This window comes from Shewanella psychromarinicola (assembly GCF_003855155.1).
Classification (GTDB): domain Bacteria; phylum Pseudomonadota; class Gammaproteobacteria; order Enterobacterales; family Shewanellaceae; genus Shewanella; species Shewanella psychromarinicola.
In genome coordinates, this window is sequence record NZ_CP034073.1 from 3,147,901 (window position 1) to 3,170,027 (window position 22,127).

Here is a 22,127-nt window from a genome sequence, read left to right on the forward strand (position 1 = left end):
ATGAGATATAAAGATTTGCAACTGGAGTATTGGCTAGTATTATCATTTTTTAAATCAAAATATTTTGTCCCTAATGGTAAACAATTTTTATGGATACAGATTTATTAAAAACCTTCTTAGAAGTGTCTCGCACTCGGCATTTTGGTAAAGCGGCTGAAAATCTTTACCTAACCCGAAGCGCTGTCAGTTTTAGGATAAAACAGCTAGAAAATATTTTGGGGATAGCGCTATTTGAACGTTTGCGTAACAATATTCAGCCAACCCCCGCAGGCGAAAGAATGCTTGGCCATGCTGAAGCGGTGCTTAATGCTTGGGAAAGAGCAAAACAAGATATTATTTTAAATCAGCAGCACAGTGCCCAGTTGGCTTTGTCTGCTGGGGATAATATTTGGGATGCGTTTTTACAAGGTTTGTTACAACCATTACATTTACGCTTGGAAGGCGTGGCCTTAAGAACTGATGTCTTGCCGGCATTGGTAATGACTCGCCAACTTATTGAGCGCACCTTAGACATTGCGATTACTTTCGATCCGCCAAAGCTTGATGGGGTCACATTAGTTAAGCTTGCTCAAATCAAATTGTATTTAGTGTCCAAACAACAGGGGATCACGCTTGATCAAACACCTTCTTTACCTTATATAAAAGTAGACTGGGGTACCGCGTTTAATATTACTCATGCTCAAGATTTTACTATGTTGCCGTTACCGGTATTGCATACAAGTTCTGCCCGTATGGCATTGGATTTTATTCTCAATAATGGTGGGTGCGCTTTTTTACCTGAAGCTCTCATTCGACCTTTTTTAGACAATGGCACCTTATATAACGTGGATGATGCACCATGTATCTATCGACATGTGTATGCGGCTTATTGGGCCAAAAATGAAAGAATTTCTTATATTGAACAAGCCATTTCAATTTTGAAAACTGATAAATGCGCTGATTAATCTTTGCTTGGCTGTTATTAAAACAGTAATGGCCAAATAATGATGCTCCAGGTGAGCGCGCACAATACTAAACTGATAAATACTGCTGCAGAAGCGATGTCTTTTGCCTGACCACTGAGAGGGTGGATCTCATCACCAATACGATCAACAACGGCTTCAATAGCTGAGTTCAACAATTCGACAATCAATACAATTAACACGGTCATGATAAGCAAAATACGCTCAGGTGTGCTGATGTTGATCAACAGTACAATGGGTAACATTATGCAAGCAAGCACGGTTTCTTGCCTAAATGCCGCTTCATTTTTCCACGCGGACATCAGACCTTTCATTGAAAATCCCGTAGCCCGAAAAACGCGTTTTAGACCGTGATTATTCTCTGGTTTCATTTTGTTAATTATCTTTTGGGTTTTATTTGCGTAGATTGTAACATTCCGTTCATATGCTTCCAGTAGTAATTTAATCTCAGTTCGGAATAATAAAAGGTTATCAAACAGCTCTTTGTCCTGGTATCTGCGTTGCATTGACTTGCAATAGGTACACTATTATCGCGTCAATCCGTTTTGTTAGTAAAGCAAATGACAAGTTTGATATGAATTAGGTGAAAGAGTTTGCGCTTAGCTTACCAACCCCACGTCTTAGCCTGAGTTGAGGTTGATTTAACCTTAATGATGTGTCGCAGGGAAAAGAAAACACCTATTTTAGTAAGTTCATGATGGCCTCATCACGGGTCAATGGGTATCAGAGTAGGCTGTAGCATTGATTGGATAATTCTGCTGTTTGTACTAGGCTTTAATATATTCAATTTAACAACGATAGGATCTCGATAAGTACGAATTTGTGGTTTTATCAAAGGTACGATTATGTATTAAAAGGTTTTTATTGGTATGACTTGGAAAGCGCTTTGTGGCCAATAAGTACAACTTATCGAGGATCAACATAATTTTTCAACGAAAGCGAAATAAACATTATATGGATTTAATTAAAAGCAAGGATTGCATATGCGTAGGATACCCACTCTTTTATTTTCGCTGATTGTTGCACTGTATTGTTTACCTACAAACAGTGAAGTTTTATCCACACCGCCCATTCAGTTAGCAACTCAATATCAACAAGACACAGTGGTGGCTGAGTATTTAGTGAGTGAAAAACTAGATGGCGTTCGAGGCTATTGGGATGGTAGTAACATGCTGACTCGTAGCGGCAGAAAAGTGGCTTTACCTGCGTCGTTTACTCTTGGCTTTCCTCATGTGGCCATTGACGGTGAACTATGGTTAGGTCGAAATCGTTTCGAGCAGATTTCTGCGTTGGTTCGACGTCAACAAGTACCCGATCAAGAATGGCAGGAGGTAAGGTTTATGATGTTTGACTTACCACAGCATCCAGGGCCCTTTAGTGAACGTTATTCTGCGATGAAAATGATGGTAGAACAAACCGCTTCCACTCATCTACAGGTTATTAAGCAGGAAACTGTGGCTTCAACCGAAGCACTGTTTACGATACTAGATGGCGTTGTTAATGCTGGTGGGGAAGGGTTAATGTTACATTATCAGCAAGCTCATTATGTAGTGGGGCGCAGTGAGTATATTATTAAACTAAAGCCCAAGTATGATGCTGAAGCTGTGGTGATTGGCCATACTCAAGGAAAAGGTAAGTATCGAGGTAAGCTGGGCGCTCTGGTGGTAAAAACGCCCGCGGGATTGGTGTTTAATGTTGGCAGTGGTCTAAGCGATAAACAACGAGAAAATCCACCCTTGGTGGGGTCGATAATTACTTATCAGTATCTAGGGTTTACTCAAAAAGGGACGCCAAGATTTGCCTCCTTTTTACGAGAAAGGCCGTCACAATAACATGTCATATTCATTCAACCACTGTGACATGTTGAGCCGCGAGTTAATGTAAAGCTCAAATGAACAAGGCTAAGTGATGAAAAATGCGCTTAAGGTATAGGCCCCAGAGTCAGTGATGAATTGAAACTGGAGATAATGGCGGTTATAAATGATGGATGATAAAGATCTTTTAAATGTAAACTCCGTCCTCTTTGTATGTATGGGCAATATTTGCCGTTCACCGACGGCAGAGGCGGTATTTAGGCAGCAAATAAAACACTACCCACTTCAGCTGGAAATCGATTCTGCTGGTACTATTGCCTATCATCAAGGTCATTCTCCTGACCGGCGCAGTATTATTGCTGGTAATAAGCGCGGACTTGATTTTTCGGGAATGAAAGCACGACAGGTGATAGACACCGACTTTGAACGATTTGATTTAATTCTAGCAGCAGATTTTGTTAATCTAGCTGATTTGACCGAACGATGTCCTGCCCATTTGCGTTATAAATTACAGTTGATGTTAAGCTTTGGTGATTCGTTAGTCGAAGAAGTACCGGATCCATATTATGGTGGTGAAAGAGGGTTTGAGATGGTTATCGATTTGCTAGAAGCCAGTTTAATGGCATTGGCGATAAAGCTAGCTTCACGTTGAAATATTATTGCGTCAGCAACGTTCTCTTCAATGACGAGGTCGACATTCAGTTGACGACCTAGTCCATTTATTGTGCTTAATCGTTATAACGTTTACCGGAGCGTTTAAGTTTCTCTTGTTCTATTTTCTGCTGTTTAATGAGTTCTTTCTCCGCTAATTTACGTGCAACTTCCTCTTTTTCTACTTCAGCCATCGCTGGGGTTTCAAGGCTTAATAGGCCGATTTTCCCTGAGCGGTATTCATGTAGTAATAGTTCAGATACTTTATGGTAATCAACTCGTGCGCCAGGGCGAAGTGCTCCGCGAGAACGACTGATAGCTTCAAGTAATTCGATATCGCTGGCTGGTAGCGATTGAAGCTTATAACGTTCGCAAATTTCGTCAGGATAGGCTTTAAGGAAATAGCCTGCAGCAAACATGGCCACATCTTCGTATTCCATTGCGGTATCTTTAATTGCACCAGTGACAGCAAGGCGATAGCTACTGGCTTCATTGTCCACTTTTGGCCATAAAATGCCCGGAGTATCCGACAGTACGATTCCGTTACGCAAGTTAATACGTTGCTGACGTCTTGTGACTGCAGGTTCATTACCTGTTTTGGCTATAGTGCGACCCGCTAAGGTATTAATAATCGTTGATTTACCGACGTTAGGTATGCCCATGATCATGGTGCGGATGTCTTTTTCCATGATGTCACGGTGTGGCACCAGCTTACGGCAAAGATCTGGAATGCTTCTTACCATAGCGGGTTGTAACGTTGTGATTGCTGATGCCTGAACGCCTTGTTCACGTTCTAAGTATTCAATCCACTGAGCCGTGACCTCAGGATCCGCTAAATCAGACTTATTGAGTAATTTAATACAGGGTCTATCACCACGTAGTTGTGACACCATTGGGTTTTCACTGCTGTAGGGAATACGTGCATCGAGCACTTCAATAACGAGATCCACTTGAGGCATTGCCTCCTCGATCTCTTTACGTGCTTTGTGCATGTGTCCTGGATACCACTGAATTGCCATGATGTTGCCTTATAAATCGGAAAATAAATACAATATATACAAAAGTGATATTCTACCTCGTTAGCCGATTAAATACATAAAAAAAGCGCCGGAAGGCGCTTAGTATCGTCGTAAAATGAAGTCTTAATGCTTAAATAAGGCCTAATTCCCGTAATCTTTCCTTTAAATAGCTGTCAGCAGTATAACGGTCTGATAACACCACTTCTGGATTGGGGTGCAAAAACAGCGGTAATGAGATCCGCGATTTAGTTTTGTCAGTCCCTTCAGGGTTTATCACTCTATGGGATGTTGATGGAAAATAGCCGCCAGATGCTTCTTGGAGCATGTCACCGATATTAATGATAATACTACCAAAATCACTAGGTACATCTATCCATTCACCTTCTTTGGTGAGAACTTGTAAGCCTGGTTCATTGGCAGCTGGCAACAGAGTGATCAAATTTATGTCTTCATGTGCAGCCGCTCTAATTGCGCCCATTTCCTCATCTCCTTTCATCGGAGGATAATGCAGAATACGCAACAATGTTTGTTGGCTCTTTGCGATCATGTCGGGCAATGGAATGCTATATTTAGCGGCGACTTCAGCTGGGGTATATTGTTCAATCCAACTCAGTAGTTCAGTTGCTAATGTATTTGCGTGTTCGTAGTAGGCAATAATATTTGCTTTTAACGACTCAGGAATACGTCCCCTAGGATAGACATGATAATATTCTTTGATATCTTTTACGTTGTTGCCTTTGGCGGTTTCAGAAATCGATGCGGGAAAGAATCCATCGTGTGTTTCTGGTGTAAACAAAAAGTCATGTTTTTGTTCAGACTGAAAAAAGTTGTACCATTCTTGATAAATATCTTCGACAAGTTGCTTTTGAATAGGGTGGTTAGATAATACACCAAAGCCTGTTTGTTGAAGCGATTCAACAAAACGCTCAGCACTATCAGGTGCTAGGTAATCAATTGTATTTAGTTTCATTTTGTATTTCTTATTAGTGTGTTGACCCACCGCTAATGGTAACCTTAGTCACACTTTGTCGCAATTATTTGCGTGTCATCATATTATTTGATTGAACTGATGCCGCGGATTTCACGTATTCTTTATTTAAGCGACAAGTAAACTCAATGAGAGCAGACAATGAATAAACTAACCGAATTTGAACAGTACGTTATCGAGCAAAAGGGCACTGAACGTCCCTTTAGTGGCGAATTTGTCGATCATGATGCTCAAGGTGTGTATTTGTGTAAAAAATGCGATGCACCACTTTATAATAGTGAATATAAATTTAATGCACATTGTGGCTGGCCCGCATTTGATGATGAGATTGAGGGAGCCGTAAAGCATACACTCGATGCTGATGGTCATCGAACCGAAATTACCTGTGCCCAATGTGGTGGCCATTTAGGCCATGTATTTGAAGGTGAACACCTAACGGATAACAATATTCGTCATTGTGTGAATTCTGTGTCGATGATTTTTAAATCCTCTGATGAGTTAACTCAATCAAGTTTGGCAACGCCTTCTTACGAAAAAGCGACTTTTGGCGCGGGTTGCTTTTGGTGTGTTGAAGCCATTTTTGCTCAGCTTAATGGCGTGCAAAGTGCGACTTCAGGTTATTGTGGCGGTGATGCTAAAGATGCCAATTATGATGCGGTGTGTTCTGGTAAAACAGCACATGCAGAAGTCATTCATATTGAGTTCGATTCGGCCGTTATTCAATATGAAACACTGCTTAGCGTGTTATTTGAAAGCCACGACCCCACCACACTTAACCAACAGGGTAATGATAAAGGCCCACAGTATCGGTCGGTAATTTTTACTCATAACAGTGCTCAAATAGATGCCGCCAACCGATTTATTAATCGGTTAACGGAACAACAAGTTTGGTCTAGGCCGATAGTGACCGAAATCAGTGCGTTCGACACGTTTTACCCCGCTGAAAGCTATCACGATGACTACTTTGCTAAAAATGGGCAACAGCCTTACTGTCAGTTAGTCGTTAAGCCTAAATTTGATAAAGTCATGAGTAAATTTGCTGATAAACGTAAAGTATAAACCAATGGGTTTGTTGTGCTGAAAGAACGGGATAAACAGATAAAAAAAGGGGGCATTGATTATTCAATGGCCCTTTTTTTGTATTACAGTTATGTCCGGAAATGTGTTTACACTTTTAGGTCGAGACAATTTTTTCAATAAAAAAGCCATGCTTAGCATGGCTTAATCAACAATAGGGCTTAGTTAGCCCTATTTAGCGTTACTCTCCAGGGCGAGTCATATCAGCTGATGCACTGTTATTCATTGCTACTTTCGGAGCATTGGTTTCAGTTGCTTGTGCTTGATAAGTACGTCCTTGAGGTACGGCCTTCTGTTCACGGACATCTACGGTAGGTTTAGTCGTGTCAGATGACACCATAGAACCAAAGCGACTTGTTTTCACCGGTGCTTTTGCTGCTGTGGCGACATCAGCAGAAACGATTGCTGGCGCAACTTCTTTTGCCGCTGCCGGCTTAGCTTGACGGACAATAGCCGCAGGCTTAGCCGTCGGGGCTGATGCATTGGCTGCAACCGCTTTATCTTGTTTGCTGCTCACTGCAGTTGTTTTCTCTGTTTCTGCAGTATCGGCGACTGGCGCTTGTACAGCTGGAACAGCAACAGGCGTTTTAGCAACTTCAACGGCCGCTTTATCTTCGGCTACTTCAGGAGCTTTTACTACCGGAGGTGTTTGAGGTACTTCCTCTTTAGCCTCTGGCTTGTCAGCAACAACAATCGTTGGCTCGACATCAGCCTTGGTCACTTCAGCCTTGTTAGCGTCAGTCTTCACCATTTCCACAGCCGTACTAACTGTTTCAACAACAGCCTCAGTAACAGGGGCATTATCCTGGGTTTGATTTCTGCTTAGCTCAGCGTCTAATTGCTTCTCTAGCTCATCATTAGGAGTGAAAACGGCTTGCTGCGTTGAACCGGATTCATCATCACGACGACGACGTTGACCAGCAGCACGTAGATGACGAGGACTGCGACGGCTTCGACGTTGACCTTCACGACCTTCAGCTTTGGTGTCATCGGTTTCATTTTCTGATGCGGTATCTTCAGTGTCAGTGCTTGACTCATCCGTTTCATTGGCAACATCAGCATTAGCAACGACAGTTTCACTGTTAGTGTTAACATCGGCTTCAATTGCTTCCGCTTTACCTTCAACGACATCAGTCGTGTCGGTGTTAACTGGCTCAGTAGTCGTAACGTTTGTTACTTCAGTCGCTTGAGTGATAACGCTCTCTGCTGGTGTTTCAGTCGTTTGTTCAGTTTTCTCTTTACGAGGTTGACGACGACTACGCGGCGGTCTCGTTTCTGATGTTTTATCCTCAGATACTTTTGACTCTACGGCTTTAGCTTCAGATGTTATTACATCGACTGATTGGTCACTTGATTCATTAACATCGGTTGCTGATAATGCTTCATTCTGTTCGCTTTCAATACGCACTTTACGACGTAAGTTACGACGCTGGCGACGTTCACGAGCAGCTTCTTGCTTTGGAGACTTTTCTGTAGTGACTTTACTGTCTGTTGCTTTAGTTTCTGTTGCTTTTGATTCTGTTACTTTGGTTTCATTGACTTGTAATGGCTTGTCAACTTTTTCATTTCTCGGCTTGTTTTTTGCGTTGTCGTCTTGACCTGTGTTTCTGCTATTACGTTCATTACGCTTATTTTGAGGACGAGCCTCTGTGCCTTCTTTTGATTTGTCGCTGTCATTGCGCTGACGGCGGCTATCATTACGACTGTCATTACGCTTGTCATTACGGTTAGTACTGTCGTTACGTGTGTCATTACGACGAGTGTTACGACGGTTACTCGTCGGCGCATTTTCTTTGGTTTGCGGTACCGCTTTGGTGTCTTTGACCTCAGCTTCATTAGCAGAAAACAAGGCACTAACCGCTGAGGCCATCCGAGCGAATAATCCTGGCTGACTAGGTGCTGCTGCCACAGGGGCGGTATTTACAGGTGTTACTTTTACAGCCGGTTTTGCGGTGTCTTCTGCTGCTTTTTGAGGGGCGGTGAAGCCTTTTAATGCAGGCTCTGGAGACGCTGCGCGCTCAAGTTTACGAGGCTCATACAGATTTGCGGCAGGTTGCTCAACACGCTTGTAGCTTGACTCAATGACTTCATCATCACTTTTGCGACGAACCATTCGGTAATCCGGAGTCTGCATGTGTGCATCAGGGATAATGTACACTTCAACTTGGTGGCGTTCTTCAGTAATACGGATCGTTTTACGTTTTTCATTTAATAAGAATGCCGCCACATCAACAGGCACAATGGCTTCGATTTGTGTGGTGTTTTCTTTAATGGCTTCTTCTTCCATTAAACGCAAAATAGACAGTGCTAAAGATTCGGTACTGCGAATAGTGCCTTGGCCATGACAACGTGGGCATATATGTGCTGCGGACTCTTCAAGTGAAGGGCGCAAACGTTGGCGTGACATTTCCATCAAACCAAATCGTGAAATACGGCCTAACTGCACGCGAGCTCGGTCATGGTGTACTGCATCACGTAAACGGTTTTCAACTTCACGCTGATGGCGTACTGGTGTCATATCGATAAAGTCGATAACCACCAAACCACCTAAGTCACGAAGACGTAATTGACGTGCAATTTCATCTGCTGCTTCTAGGTTGGTGTTTAAAGCTGTTTCTTCGATATCGCCGCCTTTTGTTGCGCGGGCAGAGTTAATATCGATAGAGGTTAATGCTTCAGTTGGGTCGATAACAATTGAGCCACCAGAAGGCAAGCGCACCTCACGTTGGAAAGCTGATTCAATTTGAGATTCGATTTGGAAGTGAGTAAATAGTGGCACTTCAGAATCGTATTGTTTCACGCGTTCAACAAAATCTGGGCGAACCAAACCAATATGCAGTTTAGCTTCTTCGAAAATGCGCGGGTGGTCGATAAGAATTTCGCCTACATCGCGACGTAAATAATCGCGAATGGCACGAACAATCACATTACTTTCTTGGTGAATTAAGAATGGAGCCGTTTTACTTTGAGCGGCTTCTTGAATCGCATCCCAGTGATGTTGAAGTACTTTTAAGTCCCACTTTAACTCTGTGGACTCTTTGCCTACTCCAGCAGTACGGACGATTAACCCCATACCGTTAGGCACTTCAAGTTCCGACATCGCCTCTTTAAGCTCGGTACGCTCATCACCTTCAATACGACGTGAAATACCGCCAGCACGAGGGTTGTTTGGCATTAACACCAAATAAGAACCCGCAAGACTGATAAACGTCGTCAGTGCAGCACCTTTATTGCCACGTTCTTCTTTGTCGATTTGAACGATGACTTCTTGGCCTTCATGCACCACTTCTTTGATGTTAGGACGGCCTTGGAATGAATAACCTTTAGGGAAATATTCGCGACCAATTTCTTTCAGGGGTAAAAAGCCGTGCCGATCTGCGCCGTAGTCAACAAAGGCTGCTTCAAGAGAGGGTTCTACGCGGGTGATTTTACCTTTATAGATATTTGATTTTTTCTGTTCGTGACCAGGACTTTCAATGTCTAAATCATACAGTTCTTGCCCATCAACTAGGGCTACGCGCAACTCTTCTGATTGAGTTGCATTAATTAACATACGTTTCATGATGACGTGATTCTTCTAAATGAGGTCATCAAACAACACGATTTTTCTGCATTACGGGCCTGAATTAATCGGTATAACCTCACGGTTAGATCCAGGCAATTTAGGTGCTCATTACTGTAAAACGCAGTCTCTGCGTGTCGCATCCTATTTATGGCTTATTTTCTAATGTTTACAAAAACAAGGAATTGGTTGAGTTACAACCAACCCCATAAATTATGGTATTTTAATCCGTTAATGCCCAAGTCGAATCGGTTTGTTTGATAACAAGCTAAAATGTTGTTCGAATTTGGGGCGATTTACCACAGTTAAATTAAAATATTTATTGATTACTTACGGTTTAATTGTACAAACGGGTTTTGCCGTTTTTTTAGTAAATACAATTTGCAAATCAATGAGTTGCTACCGGTTAAGTTCATTTTTTTAACTGTTAGTGTTTCGCATTTGGTGAAAGTTGTGAACACTTTATCCACTGTTTACTCTCAACCTGTGGGCAAATATAGCAACAATCGTTATTTTCAGCAATCAAAAGCCAATATTCTTTCGTGTATTTATTTCAAGTCCGATGTGGCAATAGCCAAGCATTTACCAGATAAGGTACACTATTAGGGTTCCCACTATATGGCGCATCATGAATACTGAAACCACCCCCCAAGTTGAATACGTGACTATCGACGAAGATAATTTTGAACAACGAATCGATAATTTTTTGCTAACTAAATTAAAAGGTGTTCCCAAAAGCATGATTTATAGGATCGTGCGTAAAGGGGAAGTGCGGGTGAATAAAAAACGCATCAAGCCAGAATACAAATTGCAAATCGATGACATCGTTCGCATACCGCCGGTTCGAGTTGCAGAAAAAGATAATCGCAAAGCACCTTCGCCTAATTTATCTCGAGTGTCACAGCTCGAAGATCGCATTATCCACGAAGATAATCATTTAATTGTATTAAATAAGCCTGCCGGCATTGCGGTACATGGTGGTAGTGGTGTTGATTATGGTGTGATTGAGGGCTTACGCTCACTTCGCCCGCAACAAAAGTATTTAGAGTTGGTGCATCGTTTAGATAAAGATACTTCTGGCGTCTTGCTTGTTGCTAAAAAACGCAGTGCATTAAAACATTTGCATGAACAGTTACGCAGTAAAACCATGCAGAAAGATTATTTAGCCTTGGTGCGTGGCCAATGGCAAGCAAGTGATAAATCGGTCAAAGCGCCGTTGTTAAAAATTACCTTAAAGTCTGGCGAGCGTATTGTTCGAGTTAATAAAGAAGGTAAAGAGTCGGAAACGCGTTTCAAAATCATGCAGCGATACCAAGGGTGTACCTTGGTCAAGGCCAGTCCTGTGACAGGGCGTACTCATCAGATTAGGGTACATTGTCAATATGCGGGTCATTCTATTGCCTGTGATGATAAATACAGCGAGCAACAATTTGACGACAGCATGCGCGCATTAGGCTTAGATCGTCTGTTTTTACATGCGGCTGAGCTTAAGTTTACTCATCCTGAGAATAATGAAGTCACGCAAGTTAAGGCGCCTTTAGACCCAGTGTTACTTAGCACACTTGAAAAATTAAAAAGAATATAACATCCACAGCGGTGTGAAAATGAAGTAAGGAATGGTATTGAATATTCAACATAAAGCTTATGAACTGGTCATTTTTGATTGGGATGGCACGCTAATGGACACGATTGGTAAAATAGTGTCTTGCATGCAAAATGTAGCACAAGAACTCATTTTGCCTATCCCGTCTGAACAGCAAATAAGAGATGTCATAGGCTTATCTTTACCTAAAATTATGCCGATTTTATTTGCCGATCATCAAAACCATGAGCAAATTATTGATTGTTATCGTCGTCATCATGTTGCCAATGTGCACCCTACGCCTTTATTTGAGGGCGTTGAATCACTTATTCGCAGTTTACATGCTGGCGGTTATCAATTAGCGGTTGCGACGGGTAAAGGGCGAGAGGGTCTTGATAACGTATTGGCACGGACAGGCTTAGGCCAGTACTTTCATGCGACGCGCTGTGCCGATGACGCTGAAAGCAAACCGCATCCTGAGATGTTGTTTTCGTTATTGACTCATTTTGATGTTGCCGCAGATAGAGCCATTATGATTGGCGATTCAATCCATGACTTAACCATGGCCAAAAATGCTGGTATGGCGAGTATTGGTGTGAGTTATGGCGCCCATAATCAATCAAAATTGCAAGCGCTAAATCCGCGCGCGATTGTCGATAAGCCACTTGCGATACGTGATTATCTTTAACTATCTTGTGTTTATGATGATTGATAATTGAAATGCAGCAGCGTCGCACATAAGTGTTGCCGACGCTGTATTTCATTAACTTAAATAATTTTTAATTACCTCTGCGTTTATGCCCTGTCATTTTGTTAATCACTTACCCAATCACCCATCTTTATGCACAGAAATGTTAAATAATGCCGGTCAATATTTTAGACCAATATTATTTGATTGATTATTGGAGGCTTCGCTGAGTACATCAACACCATGCTGTGCCAGTAAATCGATAAGCCTAATTAATGGCAGACCAATTAAAGTATTAGGATCATCACCTTCTAAGCGGCTAAAGAGTGCGATTCCCAACCCCTCTACTTTAAAACTACCTGCGCAATATAATGGTTGTTCTTTGTCGATGTAGTAGCGAATTTGCGCTTCTGTTAACGATTTAAAGTGCACTGTAAAAGGTTCAACACACGACAACATGCGTTGATTATCACAATTAAATACAGCTAGACCGGTATAAAAAGTGATTGCTTGACCAGAAGCCGCGCTTAATTGAGCAATAGCATTTTCGATGTTATTTGGCTTACCGATAATCTGACCATTAATCATCGCGACTTGATCTGAGCCAATAATTAATTGTGGCACGGATGTTTGATCAATTAAGTTCGCTCCGGCTAATGCTTTTTGTTCAGCTAACCGTTTGACTAATGCTAATGCTGTTTCATCTTTTGCAGCAGTTTCATCAACATCAGGGTTAACGCAGTTAAAAGGCAGCATTAAGGTTTGTAATAATTGCTGACGAAAAGGTGAGGTTGATGCAAGTACTAGGTTGAATTTCATTGGCTTTTCTTCATTATTTTTAGGCTAATAACAGAATATTAGTCAGTTTACTGTATTCATCTAGGCAAATGGATCATTTTTATCGAGTAATGCTTGTGTGATGGAGTTGGGTTCGGTAAAATTTGCCAACTTTCAAACCTAATGCCGGATTAAAGAGTACCTAAAGTTCATTGTTAGGTGAGATTACCGTATTTTTACGGAAATTTTCTTTGACTCCAGCGTTTTCAAACTATAATATGCGCGCCTTATGCAAACAGTAAAGATACCGGTTTCAATTGATCCTATACGCGCAGCCTCTAGCGGCCTTCGTTATGAAGGTACCATTTTAGGTAAGCAACTAAAGCGATTAAGCGAGTTATGTACCGGCGACTGTTCCGACGTAGTTGTGTCGTTGGAATGTGGCGTCGATATACAGGGGATAGTCTACCTTCGCGGGAAGGCTGTGACGGAGCTCACTCTGCTATGTCAACGTTGTATGACACAAGTTACTACTGAGGTTACGGTCGACTTTTGTTTTAGTCCTTGTAAGACTGAGGCAGAAATCGATGAGCTCCCGGATGCGTATGACCCAATTGAGTGTAATGAGATTGGTGAATTACGTCTGCATCAATTGATTGAAGATGAATTGATAGTCGCTATGCCTATCATCCCGATGCACGATGATAATAATTGTAAGTCTGGATCGAAAGATGTAGTTGTAGGCGAGATCGAACCCGCTCATGAGGAGCGTGCAAATCCATTTGCAGTGTTAGAAAAACTGAAGAGCAAGTAATCGTAGGAGACAGGTCCAATGGCTGTACAAAAGAATAAAAAATCACGTTCAAAGCGTGGTATGCGTCGTTCACATGATTCATTGAGCACAGCTCAATTATCAGTAGACGCAACCAGCGGTGAATTACATCTACGTCACAACGTGACTGCTGATGGTTTTTACCGCGGTGTAAAGGTTATCAACAAGTAATTTGTTGCTAATCTAATGATAAATCTGACGCTTGCGTTAGATGCGATGGGGGGCGATCACGGCCCCCACGTGACAGTGCCTGCAGCCTTGCAGGCATTGAAATTTCACACATCTTTAAATATTATTTTGGTTGGTAATCAAACCGAAATAGAAAAATATCTACCTCAAGCTCACTCAACAGATCTATCCCGTATTGAAATAATCCATACCACTGAAGTCGTGACAATGTGCGATAAGCCCATTCATGCTTTGCGTTCACGTAAAAACAGTTCTATGAGAATTGCCCTTGAGCTCGTGCGCGACGGCAAAGCCGCTGCTTGCGTTAGTGCCGGTAACACGGGCGCATTAATGGCGATGGCTAAGGTGTTATTAAAAACCTTACCGGGTATTGATCGACCTGCACTTGTGTCTTGCTTACCCGCAATGACCGGAAAACCGGTTTATTTATTGGATTTAGGGGCTAATGTATCTTGTGACTCAGATACCTTATTCCAGTTTGCTATTATGGGGTCTGTATTATGTGAAGCTGTCCATAAGAAATCCCGTCCCAAAGTCGCTTTGCTTAATGTCGGCATTGAAGCGATTAAGGGTAACGACCAAGTTCAGCAGGCCGGTCAAATTCTACAACATACCGAGCAAATTAATTATATTGGCTTTGTAGAAGGCGATGAAATTTACACAGGTAATGTGGATGTGATTGTTTGCGACGGATTTGTCGGCAATATTACCTTAAAGACTTCAGAAGGCATTGCAAAACTGTTAGTACACCAATTAAAACGCGGCTTAAATGACGGTTTTTTTGTTCGTTTACTCTCCAAACTCATCGCTCCTCGTATACAAGCTGTTCTCAGTAAGATGAACCCCGACCACTATAACGGTGCAAGTCTGATAGGATTGCGCGGAATAGTAGTAAAGAGTCATGGTAACGCGGATGAAGCTGCATTTTTACAAGCATTAAATTTAGCAGCAACAGAAGCAAAACGTCGTCTTCCTGAAATGATTAAAGATCGTTTGGAGTCGATTCTTTTAGACATCAATAGCTGATCTCATATATGCAAACAAAAATTCTCGGAACAGGTAGCTATCTACCTGTGCAAGTTCGTAGCAATCAAGATCTCGAAAAAATGGTTGAAACCACTGACCAATGGATTGTTGACCGAACCGGTATTTCTGAGCGGCGTATTGCTGCAACAGACGAATCGGTTTCAACAATGGGTTATCAAGCGGCATTAAAAGCGCTTGAAATGGCGGGGCTCGAAGCAAGTGATCTTGATATGATTGTTTGTGGAACCACAAGTGCCTCAAACGCATTTCCTGCTGCGGCATGCGAAATTCAAGCCTCATTAGGCGTCAAAAATATCCCTGCCTTTGATATTGCTGCCGCGTGTTCTGGTTTTATTTATGCTTTATCGGTTGCGGATCAATTTGTTAAAACCGGTGCCGCTAAAAAAGTACTGGTTATTGGTTCCGATGTGTTGTCGCGAATGTGTGATCCTTCTGACCGCTCCACTGTAATTTTATTTGGTGATGGTGCGGGCGCTGCGATTATTGGTGCCAGTGATACTCCCGGTATCATTGCGACACATATTTATGCTGATGGGAGCCAGGGGGACTTATTAAAATGTTCTTTCCCACCTCGAGCGAATGAAAGTTCTGAAGCTGTCGGTTTTATGACGATGAAAGGTAACGATGTGTTTAAAGTGGCGGTAACTCAGTTGTCTAATGTGGTCACCGAAACCTTGCTCCTTAATAATGTCGATAAATCAGAAATTGACTGGTTAGTGCCACATCAAGCTAATTTCCGCATTATCAAGGCAACAGCAAAGAAACTTAACATGAGTTTAGACAAAGTCATTCTCACATTAGCTAAACACGGCAATACCTCTGCGGCATCAGTACCGATAGCGCTTGACGAAGCCGTTAGAGATGGCCGAATCCAGCGTGGACATTTATTACTACTCGAAGCATTTGGCGGTGGTTTTGCTTGGGGCAGTGCACTAATCCGTTTTTAATTTTGAAATTTATTTTTATACAGGTAACCGTTGATGGAAAATGTTGCTTTTGTATTTCCTGGCCAAGGTTCACAGGCCGTAGGAATGTTAGCTGAATTGGCTCAAAATCATGTCATTATTGGGCAAACCTTTGCCCAAGCAAGTGATGCGTTAGGTTATGATTTATGGGATCTTGTTGCCAATGGCCCAGCTGAAACCTTAAATGAAACAGATAAAACCCAGCCTGCATTGCTCACGGCAAGCGTGGCTATCTGGCGCGCATATCAGGCATCGAACAAGCCCATGCCCTCATTACTTGCAGGTCACAGTCTTGGTGAATACTCTGCGTTAGTGTGCGGTGGTGTGATTGAATTTACTGATGCAGTTAAATTAGTTGAGCTTCGTGGTAAATTAATGCAACAAGCCGTTCCAGCTGGGTCTGGCGCGATGTATGCCATTATTGGCCTTGATGATGATGCTATTGCCAAAGTGTGCGCAGAGTCTGCTGAAGGCTGTGTGGTGAGCCCTGTTAACTACAATAGTCCAGGTCAAGTGGTTATCGCGGGTGAAAAAGCCGCCGTTGAACGCGCTGCTGCTGCATGTAAAGCTGCTGGTGCTAAAATGACAGTGGCATTGCCAGTGAGCGTGCCATCACATTGTGCGTTAATGAAGCCAGCAGCTGATGAATTAGCCAAAGCCTTAATGGAAGTGACGTTCTCTGAACCTATAATTAATGTTGTTAACAATGTTGATGTGGCAATGCCGACAAATGCTCAGGCCATTAAAGATGCTTTAGTGCGTCAATTGTATTGTCCAGTGCGTTGGCGTGAGTCGGTTGAATTTATGGCGACACAAGGTGTTACAAAATTAATAGAGTGTGGACCAGGGAAAGTATTAACCGGTTTAACAAAAAGAATTAATAAATCGATATCCGCTCAAGCGGTCAATGATGTTGCTTCATTTGCAGCATTAGTCGAATAAAGGAGTTGATATGAGCTTTAGCATTAATTTAGACGGCAAAGTTGCCTTGGTGACGGGGGCCAGTCGTGGCATTGGCCGAGCGATTGCTGAATCGTTAGTACAAGCCGGCGCGATGGTTATCGGAACGGCAACCAGTGAAAAAGGCGCCGCGGCGATCCAAGCATACTTGGGTGACAAAGGCTTTGGGATGGTGTTAAATGTCACTGATACTCAGTCAGTGGCTGATTTATATAGCCAGATCAAAGAAAAAGCCGGTGAAGTTGATATTCTCATCAACAACGCAGGTATTACCCGTGATAATTTATTGATGCGGATGAAAGATGATGAATGGCAAGATATTATTGACACTAATTTGACATCACTATTTAAATTGTCTAAACCAGTAATGCGATCTATGATGAAAAAGCGTTTCGGACGTATTATCAGCATCGGTTCTGTTGTGGGTACAATGGGCAATGCAGGCCAAGTAAATTACTCGGCTGCCAAAGCGGGTTTGATTGGATTTACAAAATCTCTTGCAAGAGAGGTTGCATCTCGTCAAATAACAGTGAATGCTGTTGCACCTGGATTTATTCAGACAGATATGACAGATGAGCTGACAGTAGAGCAGCAACAAGCTATCATGTCGCAAGTTCCGATGGAACGATTAGGGCAAGCACAAGAAATTGCCAATGCAGTATTGTTTTTGGCCTCGGATTCAGCCGCTTATATCACAGGCGAAACATTGCATGTGAATGGCGGCATGTACATGGTTTAAGAGCGATAGGTAGGCAACTACCTTCATTTGAGTCAGTGTTAGTGACAATTCAATGTTATTTTTTGTGGTTAGACCACAAAATCTAAGCTTGCATTGTTATCTAATTCGAATAAACTACTCGCAATCTTACGCAAGTGCGTAATTTGAATAGGAAAGAAAACTAATGAGCAACATCGAAGAACGTGTAAAGAAAATCATCATCGAGCAACTTGGCGTTAAAGAAGAAGACGTTAAATCAGCTGCTTCTTTTGTAGACGATTTAGGCGCAGATTCTCTAGACACTGTTGAATTGGTTATGGCTCTAGAAGAAGAGTTTGACACCGAGATCCCTGACGAAGAAGCTGAAAAGATCACTACTGTTCAAGCAGCGATCGATTACGTTTCTAAGAATCAGTAATCAAGAATTCACAAAAACAGGCGGCATTTATGCCGCCTGTTTTTGTTTAAAGCATTTGTAAACGCTCGTTCCATTTAATTGCATTAGAACATCCTTCCTTATACTTCTTTATCTATATCGCAATAATGGCATCGTGGCAGATTTTATTTAAAGGTGAATATCATGTCTAAACGTCGTGTCGTCATCACAGGTCTTGGCCTCGTGACTCCAGTAGGTAATGATGTCGAGTCTTGTTGGAATGCCTTACTGGCTGGTAAGAGTGGTATTGCTCCCATTACCAAATTTGATGCCAGTGGTTTTAATACTCGTTTCAGTGGCTCAGTAAAAGATTTTGACGTCGAACAATATTTAACGAAAAAAGATGCCCGTAAAATGGATTTATTTATCCAATATGGCATAGCTGCAGGTATTCAAGCAGTAAAAGACTCTGGCCTAGAGATGAGCCAAGAAAACCCTGCTCGTGTGGGTGTTGCTATTGGTGCCGGTATGGGCGGTATGTGGTTAATTGAGCAAGGCCATTCGGCATTACTCAATGGCGGACCACGCAAGGTGTCGCCTTTTTTTGTGCCGAGCACCATTATTAATATGATCGCCGGCCACTTGTCAATTATGTACGGTATGACAGGGCCCAATTTTGCGGTTACCACAGCTTGTACTACCGGTGTGCATAACATTGGTTTTGCCGCTCGGACTATTGCTTATGGTGATGCCGATGTTATGGTCGCCGGTGGTGCTGAAGATGTCACTAGCCCATTAGGGGTTGCTGGTTTTAGTTCAGCTAAAGCATTATCTACTCGTAATGACGACCCAACAGCAGCAAGTCGCCCATGGGACAAAGACCGTGATGGTTTTGTCATTGGCGACGGTGCAGGTGTCATTGTGATGGAAGAATATGAACGAGCTAAAGCACGTGGCGCTAAAATTTACGGCGAGCTGGTTGGTTTTGGCATGAGTGGTGATGCATTCCACATGACATCACCACCGAGTGATGGCGCTGGTGCTGCGGCGGCTATGGTCAATGCCATTAACGATGCACAAATTGAAAAAGAGCTAGTGGGCTATATCAATGCCCATGGCACATCAACGAATGCAGGTGATAAAGCCGAAGTGGCTGCGGTGAAATCTGTGTTTGGGCCACATGCCTATGATGTATTGGTGAGCTCGACCAAATCAATGACCGGTCATTTACTCGGTGCTGCAGGTGCTGTTGAAGCAATCATTACTTTGTTGGCATTACGTGATCAGCATATTCCTCCTACTATTAATTTAGACAATCCTGATGAAGGTTGTGATTTAGATTTTGTCGCACACACTTCTCGTCGTCATCAATTTGATTACGCATTATGTAATTCATTTGGTTTTGGTGGCACCAACGGTTCATTATTGTTTAAAAAAATCAATTAATGATAGTGACATAGATAAAAAGCGCCGATGGCGCTTTTTTTGTATGTTTAAGCTTTTTTTGGATTAAGACAAAGTGTATCGTTAATTTCCGATACATCCTGCGATGACTTGGAGGCTTTATGGCCGGTATAGATAGAAAGCTTACGTTACGTTTTTTGGCTGAGCCTGCAGATGTCAATTTCGGCGGTAAAGTACACGGCGGCGCCGTAATGAAATGGATCGATTTAGCGGCTTACGCTACCGCTGCAGGTTGGAGTGGTAAGTATTGTATTACCGTCTATGCAGGGGGTATTCGTTTTGTTAAACCCATTCACGTTGGCCATATTGTTGAGGTGACGGGTAAAGTGATTTATACCGGCAGCACATCTATGCATGTCGCAATTGATGTTAAGGCTGGCGATCCTAAAGATTCAGAGCGTTATCTCACGACCCATTGTATTGTGATTATGGTGGCGGTTGATGATGAAGGCAAACCCACCTCGGTACCTGAATGGATCCCAACGACAGCCGACGATATTCATTTACGTGATACAGCATTACGTTTAATGGACATGCGTAAGCGTATTGGCGCCGAAATGGAAGCTCACGTTAAACCTTCAGTAGCATAAATAAAAGGGACAAATCATGGCCAAGGTAGCATTTATTGGGTTAGGCGTTATGGGGTATCCTATGGCGGGACATTTAGTTAAACAGGGTCACGATTTGACCGTGTATAACCGAACGGCCAGTAAAGCTCAACAATGGGTTGAGCAGTATGGCGGTCGACGCGCGGATACACCAAAAGCCGCGGCTAAAGGACAAGACATTGTGTTTACCTGTGTGGGTAATGATGATGATTTACGTCAAGTGGTATTGGGTGATCAAGGCGCCATTCACGGTATGCATGCAGGTGCTATTTTGGTCGACCATACCACAGCTTCAGCCGATGTCGCGCGCGACATTGCCGCCCAATTGACCCCACAAAATATTGGCTTTTTAGATGCGCCTGTTTCAGGTGGCCAAGCGGGTGCTGAAAATGGTGTGTTAACCGTGATGATGGGCGGTGAACAGGCTGATTTTAATACGGTTAAACCCGTTATTGATGCATATAGTCGCTGTGCTGAATTGCTTGGACCTGCAGGTTCGGGTCAGTTGACTAAAATGGTCAATCAAATTTGTATTGCGGGTGTGGTTCAAGGCTTAGCTGAAGGACTTCATTTTGCAAAGAGTGCGGGTTTAGATGGCTTAAAAGTCATTGAGGTCATCAGTAAAGGTGCTGCACAAAGTTGGCAGATGGAGAATCGTTATCAGACTATGTGGCAAGGTCAATATGATTTCGGCTTTGCTATCGATTGGATGCGAAAAGACTTAGGCATTGCCCTAGATGAAGCTCGCCGAAATGGTAGCCATTTACCTGTCGCGGCATTAGTTGATCAGTTTTATTCTGAAGTTCAGGCGATGAAAGGCAACCGTTGGGATACTTCTAGTTTACTCGCTCGTTTAGAAAAATCTCGCAGTTAATATCAACAAAGCATTATTATAAATGTGATAGCTCAACGATAGCCCCAACATTAGTCGGGGCTTTTTATTGGCGCCAACCCAACTTAAATTAACCATGACTACATTAGCTATCATTGGTGGTAAGTCGGTTTGTTGACTAAAAACCATTGCGTTACATGATGTGGCGCACATACTCCAAATGTTAACGCTGCTATTATTACCTAATCTATATTAATTTTGCTTAAAGTAGATTGATTAGCTACGTTTATATTACCATTCAATTTTCGATTTTTTTATGAATTGTTTTTATGAATTGTTGATAAATAAAGTTGTTGAGTAAACCCTTAAGTAAAGTGTCGTACTGCAGTGTGATGATCCGCGTCAGATAAAAAGAATGCGGGCACACACTAAAATTGGAGGAATGAAAAGTGAGCAATAAATTACTAAGTACATTGTTTGCGGCCGGTTTCGCGGTAATGATGATGTCTTCTGCATCATTTGCTGCTGATGAGACCCTCGCTGAGTTTCATGTTGAAATGGGTGGCTGTGAAAACTGTCACGCTGATGGAGAGCCATCATCAGATGGTGTATATGAATTTGAACAATGTCAAAGTTGTCATGGTTCTCTTGCTGAAATGGATGATAACCATAAGCCGCATGATGGTATGTTAATGTGTGCAGATTGCCACGCACCACATGACGCAAAAGTAGGCGAAGTACCAACGTGTGATACATGTCATGACGATGGCCGTACTGCAAAATAAGCTATCTTGATAGCTGAAAAATACCGACTTTATGTCGGTATTTTTGTTTTTATTCTTTTAATAACTGACTAAAACCTTACATCTGTCTGCATAAATAAGCCTAACTTAACCTCAATCCGGTATACGGAGTGGGGTAAACCGATCGGGATCAGTCTATTTCAAGTCATAGATATAACTTGCCATTATTTTTGGTTAGCGAGGCGATGAGGGAGGCTTGTTTACCCGTTTGGG

General features: G+C 42.4%; 22 protein-coding genes. 17 read left to right on the plus strand and 5 right to left on the minus strand.

The annotated features are described in order from the left end of the window. The first annotated feature begins 89 nt into the window (after window positions 1-89). A complete protein-coding gene (locus tag EGC80_RS13840) occupies window positions 90-944 on the plus strand; it encodes a LysR family transcriptional regulator (protein ID WP_124013783.1) in 855 nt (284 codons plus the stop codon). 17 nt (window positions 945-961) lie between these two features. On the opposite strand, the gene EGC80_RS13845 is transcribed toward EGC80_RS13840, so the two are convergent. Next, window positions 962-1,333, minus strand: a complete 372-nt coding sequence (locus EGC80_RS13845; protein WP_101030617.1) for a diacylglycerol kinase — start codon at window positions 1,331-1,333, stop codon at window positions 962-964. A gap of 612 nt (window positions 1,334-1,945) precedes the next feature. On the opposite strand from EGC80_RS13845, the gene EGC80_RS13850 reads away from it, so the two are divergent. Both EGC80_RS13850 and EGC80_RS13855 read left to right on the plus strand, forming a co-directional pair. Beyond that, window positions 1,946-2,794 carry a DNA ligase gene (locus EGC80_RS13850; RefSeq protein WP_124013782.1) on the plus strand — a complete coding sequence of 283 codons (849 nt, stop codon included), beginning with the start codon at window positions 1,946-1,948 and terminating at the stop codon, window positions 2,792-2,794. Window positions 2,795-2,942: 148 nt separating this feature from the next. Next, window positions 2,943-3,428 (plus strand): low molecular weight protein-tyrosine-phosphatase, encoded by a 486-nt coding sequence (locus EGC80_RS13855; RefSeq protein ID WP_124013781.1) that lies wholly within the window; start codon window positions 2,943-2,945, stop codon window positions 3,426-3,428. A gap of 76 nt (window positions 3,429-3,504) precedes the next feature. Here the strand turns inward: EGC80_RS13855 and ylqF are convergent, their stop codons facing one another. Then, complete coding sequence (gene ylqF, locus EGC80_RS13860; RefSeq protein ID WP_124013780.1) at window positions 3,505-4,446, minus strand: ribosome biogenesis GTPase YlqF; 942 nt, start codon at window positions 4,444-4,446, stop codon at window positions 3,505-3,507. Window positions 4,447-4,576: 130 nt separating this feature from the next. After that, on the minus strand, window positions 4,577-5,416 hold the full coding sequence (locus tag EGC80_RS13865; RefSeq protein ID WP_124013779.1) for an isopenicillin N synthase family dioxygenase: 840 nt from the start codon (window positions 5,414-5,416) through the stop codon (window positions 4,577-4,579). A 159-nt stretch (window positions 5,417-5,575) separates the two neighbouring features. Between EGC80_RS13865 and EGC80_RS13870 the strand changes: the two genes are divergently transcribed. Further along, entirely contained in the window at window positions 5,576-6,493 is a 918-nt protein-coding gene (locus EGC80_RS13870) for a bifunctional methionine sulfoxide reductase B/A protein (RefSeq protein WP_124013778.1), read from the plus strand. Window positions 6,494-6,692: 199 nt separating this feature from the next. Here the strand turns inward: EGC80_RS13870 and rne are convergent, their stop codons facing one another. Beyond that, a complete protein-coding gene (gene rne / locus EGC80_RS13875; protein ID WP_124013777.1) occupies window positions 6,693-10,073 on the minus strand; it encodes a ribonuclease E in 3,381 nt (1,126 codons plus the stop codon). Between the two features lie 628 nt (window positions 10,074-10,701). Here rne and rluC point away from each other — a divergent pair. Further along, on the plus strand, window positions 10,702-11,658 hold the full coding sequence (gene rluC / locus EGC80_RS13880) for a 23S rRNA pseudouridine(955/2504/2580) synthase RluC (RefSeq protein ID WP_101030639.1): 957 nt from the start codon (window positions 10,702-10,704) through the stop codon (window positions 11,656-11,658). Window positions 11,659-11,689: 31 nt separating this feature from the next. Then, window positions 11,690-12,343 carry an HAD-IA family hydrolase gene (locus EGC80_RS13885; protein WP_198554720.1) on the plus strand — a complete coding sequence of 218 codons (654 nt, stop codon included), beginning with the start codon at window positions 11,690-11,692 and terminating at the stop codon, window positions 12,341-12,343. A gap of 180 nt (window positions 12,344-12,523) precedes the next feature. On the opposite strand, the gene EGC80_RS13890 is transcribed toward EGC80_RS13885, so the two are convergent. Then, a complete protein-coding gene (locus tag EGC80_RS13890) occupies window positions 12,524-13,162 on the minus strand; it encodes a Maf family protein (protein WP_124013776.1) in 639 nt (212 codons plus the stop codon). A gap of 247 nt (window positions 13,163-13,409) precedes the next feature. Here EGC80_RS13890 and yceD point away from each other — a divergent pair, with 247 nt between their 5' ends. The 11 genes from yceD to cctA all read left to right on the plus strand — a co-directional run bounded on the left by yceD (window position 13,410) and on the right by cctA (window position 21,896). Next, complete coding sequence (yceD, locus tag EGC80_RS13895) at window positions 13,410-13,934, plus strand: 23S rRNA accumulation protein YceD (RefSeq protein ID WP_101030645.1); 525 nt, start codon at window positions 13,410-13,412, stop codon at window positions 13,932-13,934. 18 nt (window positions 13,935-13,952) lie between these two features. Beyond that, on the plus strand, window positions 13,953-14,123 hold the full coding sequence (gene rpmF / locus EGC80_RS13900; protein WP_101030648.1) for a 50S ribosomal protein L32: 171 nt from the start codon (window positions 13,953-13,955) through the stop codon (window positions 14,121-14,123). 15 nt (window positions 14,124-14,138) lie between these two features. Continuing rightward, window positions 14,139-15,167, plus strand: a complete 1,029-nt coding sequence (gene plsX, locus EGC80_RS13905) for a phosphate acyltransferase PlsX (protein WP_101030652.1) — start codon at window positions 14,139-14,141, stop codon at window positions 15,165-15,167. Between the two features lie 8 nt (window positions 15,168-15,175). After that, window positions 15,176-16,135 carry a beta-ketoacyl-ACP synthase III gene (locus EGC80_RS13910; RefSeq protein ID WP_124013775.1) on the plus strand — a complete coding sequence of 320 codons (960 nt, stop codon included), beginning with the start codon at window positions 15,176-15,178 and terminating at the stop codon, window positions 16,133-16,135. Between the two features lie 33 nt (window positions 16,136-16,168). Further along, the gene (gene fabD / locus EGC80_RS13915) at window positions 16,169-17,095 is read left to right on the plus strand and encodes an ACP S-malonyltransferase (RefSeq protein WP_124013774.1); all 927 of its coding nucleotides are present in this window, start codon (window positions 16,169-16,171) and stop codon (window positions 17,093-17,095) included. Between the two features lie 10 nt (window positions 17,096-17,105). After that, window positions 17,106-17,852, plus strand: coding sequence for a 3-oxoacyl-ACP reductase FabG (gene fabG, locus EGC80_RS13920; protein WP_101030661.1), 747 nt, complete (start codon window positions 17,106-17,108; stop codon window positions 17,850-17,852). Window positions 17,853-18,015: 163 nt separating this feature from the next. Next, complete coding sequence (acpP, locus tag EGC80_RS13925; protein WP_011496723.1) at window positions 18,016-18,249, plus strand: acyl carrier protein; 234 nt, start codon at window positions 18,016-18,018, stop codon at window positions 18,247-18,249. 162 nt (window positions 18,250-18,411) lie between these two features. Further along, window positions 18,412-19,653 (plus strand): beta-ketoacyl-ACP synthase II, encoded by a 1,242-nt coding sequence (gene fabF, locus EGC80_RS13930; protein ID WP_101030663.1) that lies wholly within the window; start codon window positions 18,412-18,414, stop codon window positions 19,651-19,653. A gap of 119 nt (window positions 19,654-19,772) precedes the next feature. Beyond that, on the plus strand, window positions 19,773-20,261 hold the full coding sequence (locus tag EGC80_RS13935) for an acyl-CoA thioesterase (protein WP_124013773.1): 489 nt from the start codon (window positions 19,773-19,775) through the stop codon (window positions 20,259-20,261). Window positions 20,262-20,277: 16 nt separating this feature from the next. Then, window positions 20,278-21,153 (plus strand): NAD(P)-dependent oxidoreductase, encoded by an 876-nt coding sequence (locus EGC80_RS13940; protein WP_124013772.1) that lies wholly within the window; start codon window positions 20,278-20,280, stop codon window positions 21,151-21,153. Window positions 21,154-21,560: 407 nt separating this feature from the next. After that, window positions 21,561-21,896: a tetraheme c-type cytochrome CctA gene (cctA, locus tag EGC80_RS13945; protein ID WP_101030672.1), complete on the plus strand. Its 336-nt coding sequence runs from the start codon at window positions 21,561-21,563 to the stop codon at window positions 21,894-21,896. Window positions 21,897-22,127 lie beyond the last annotated feature (231 nt).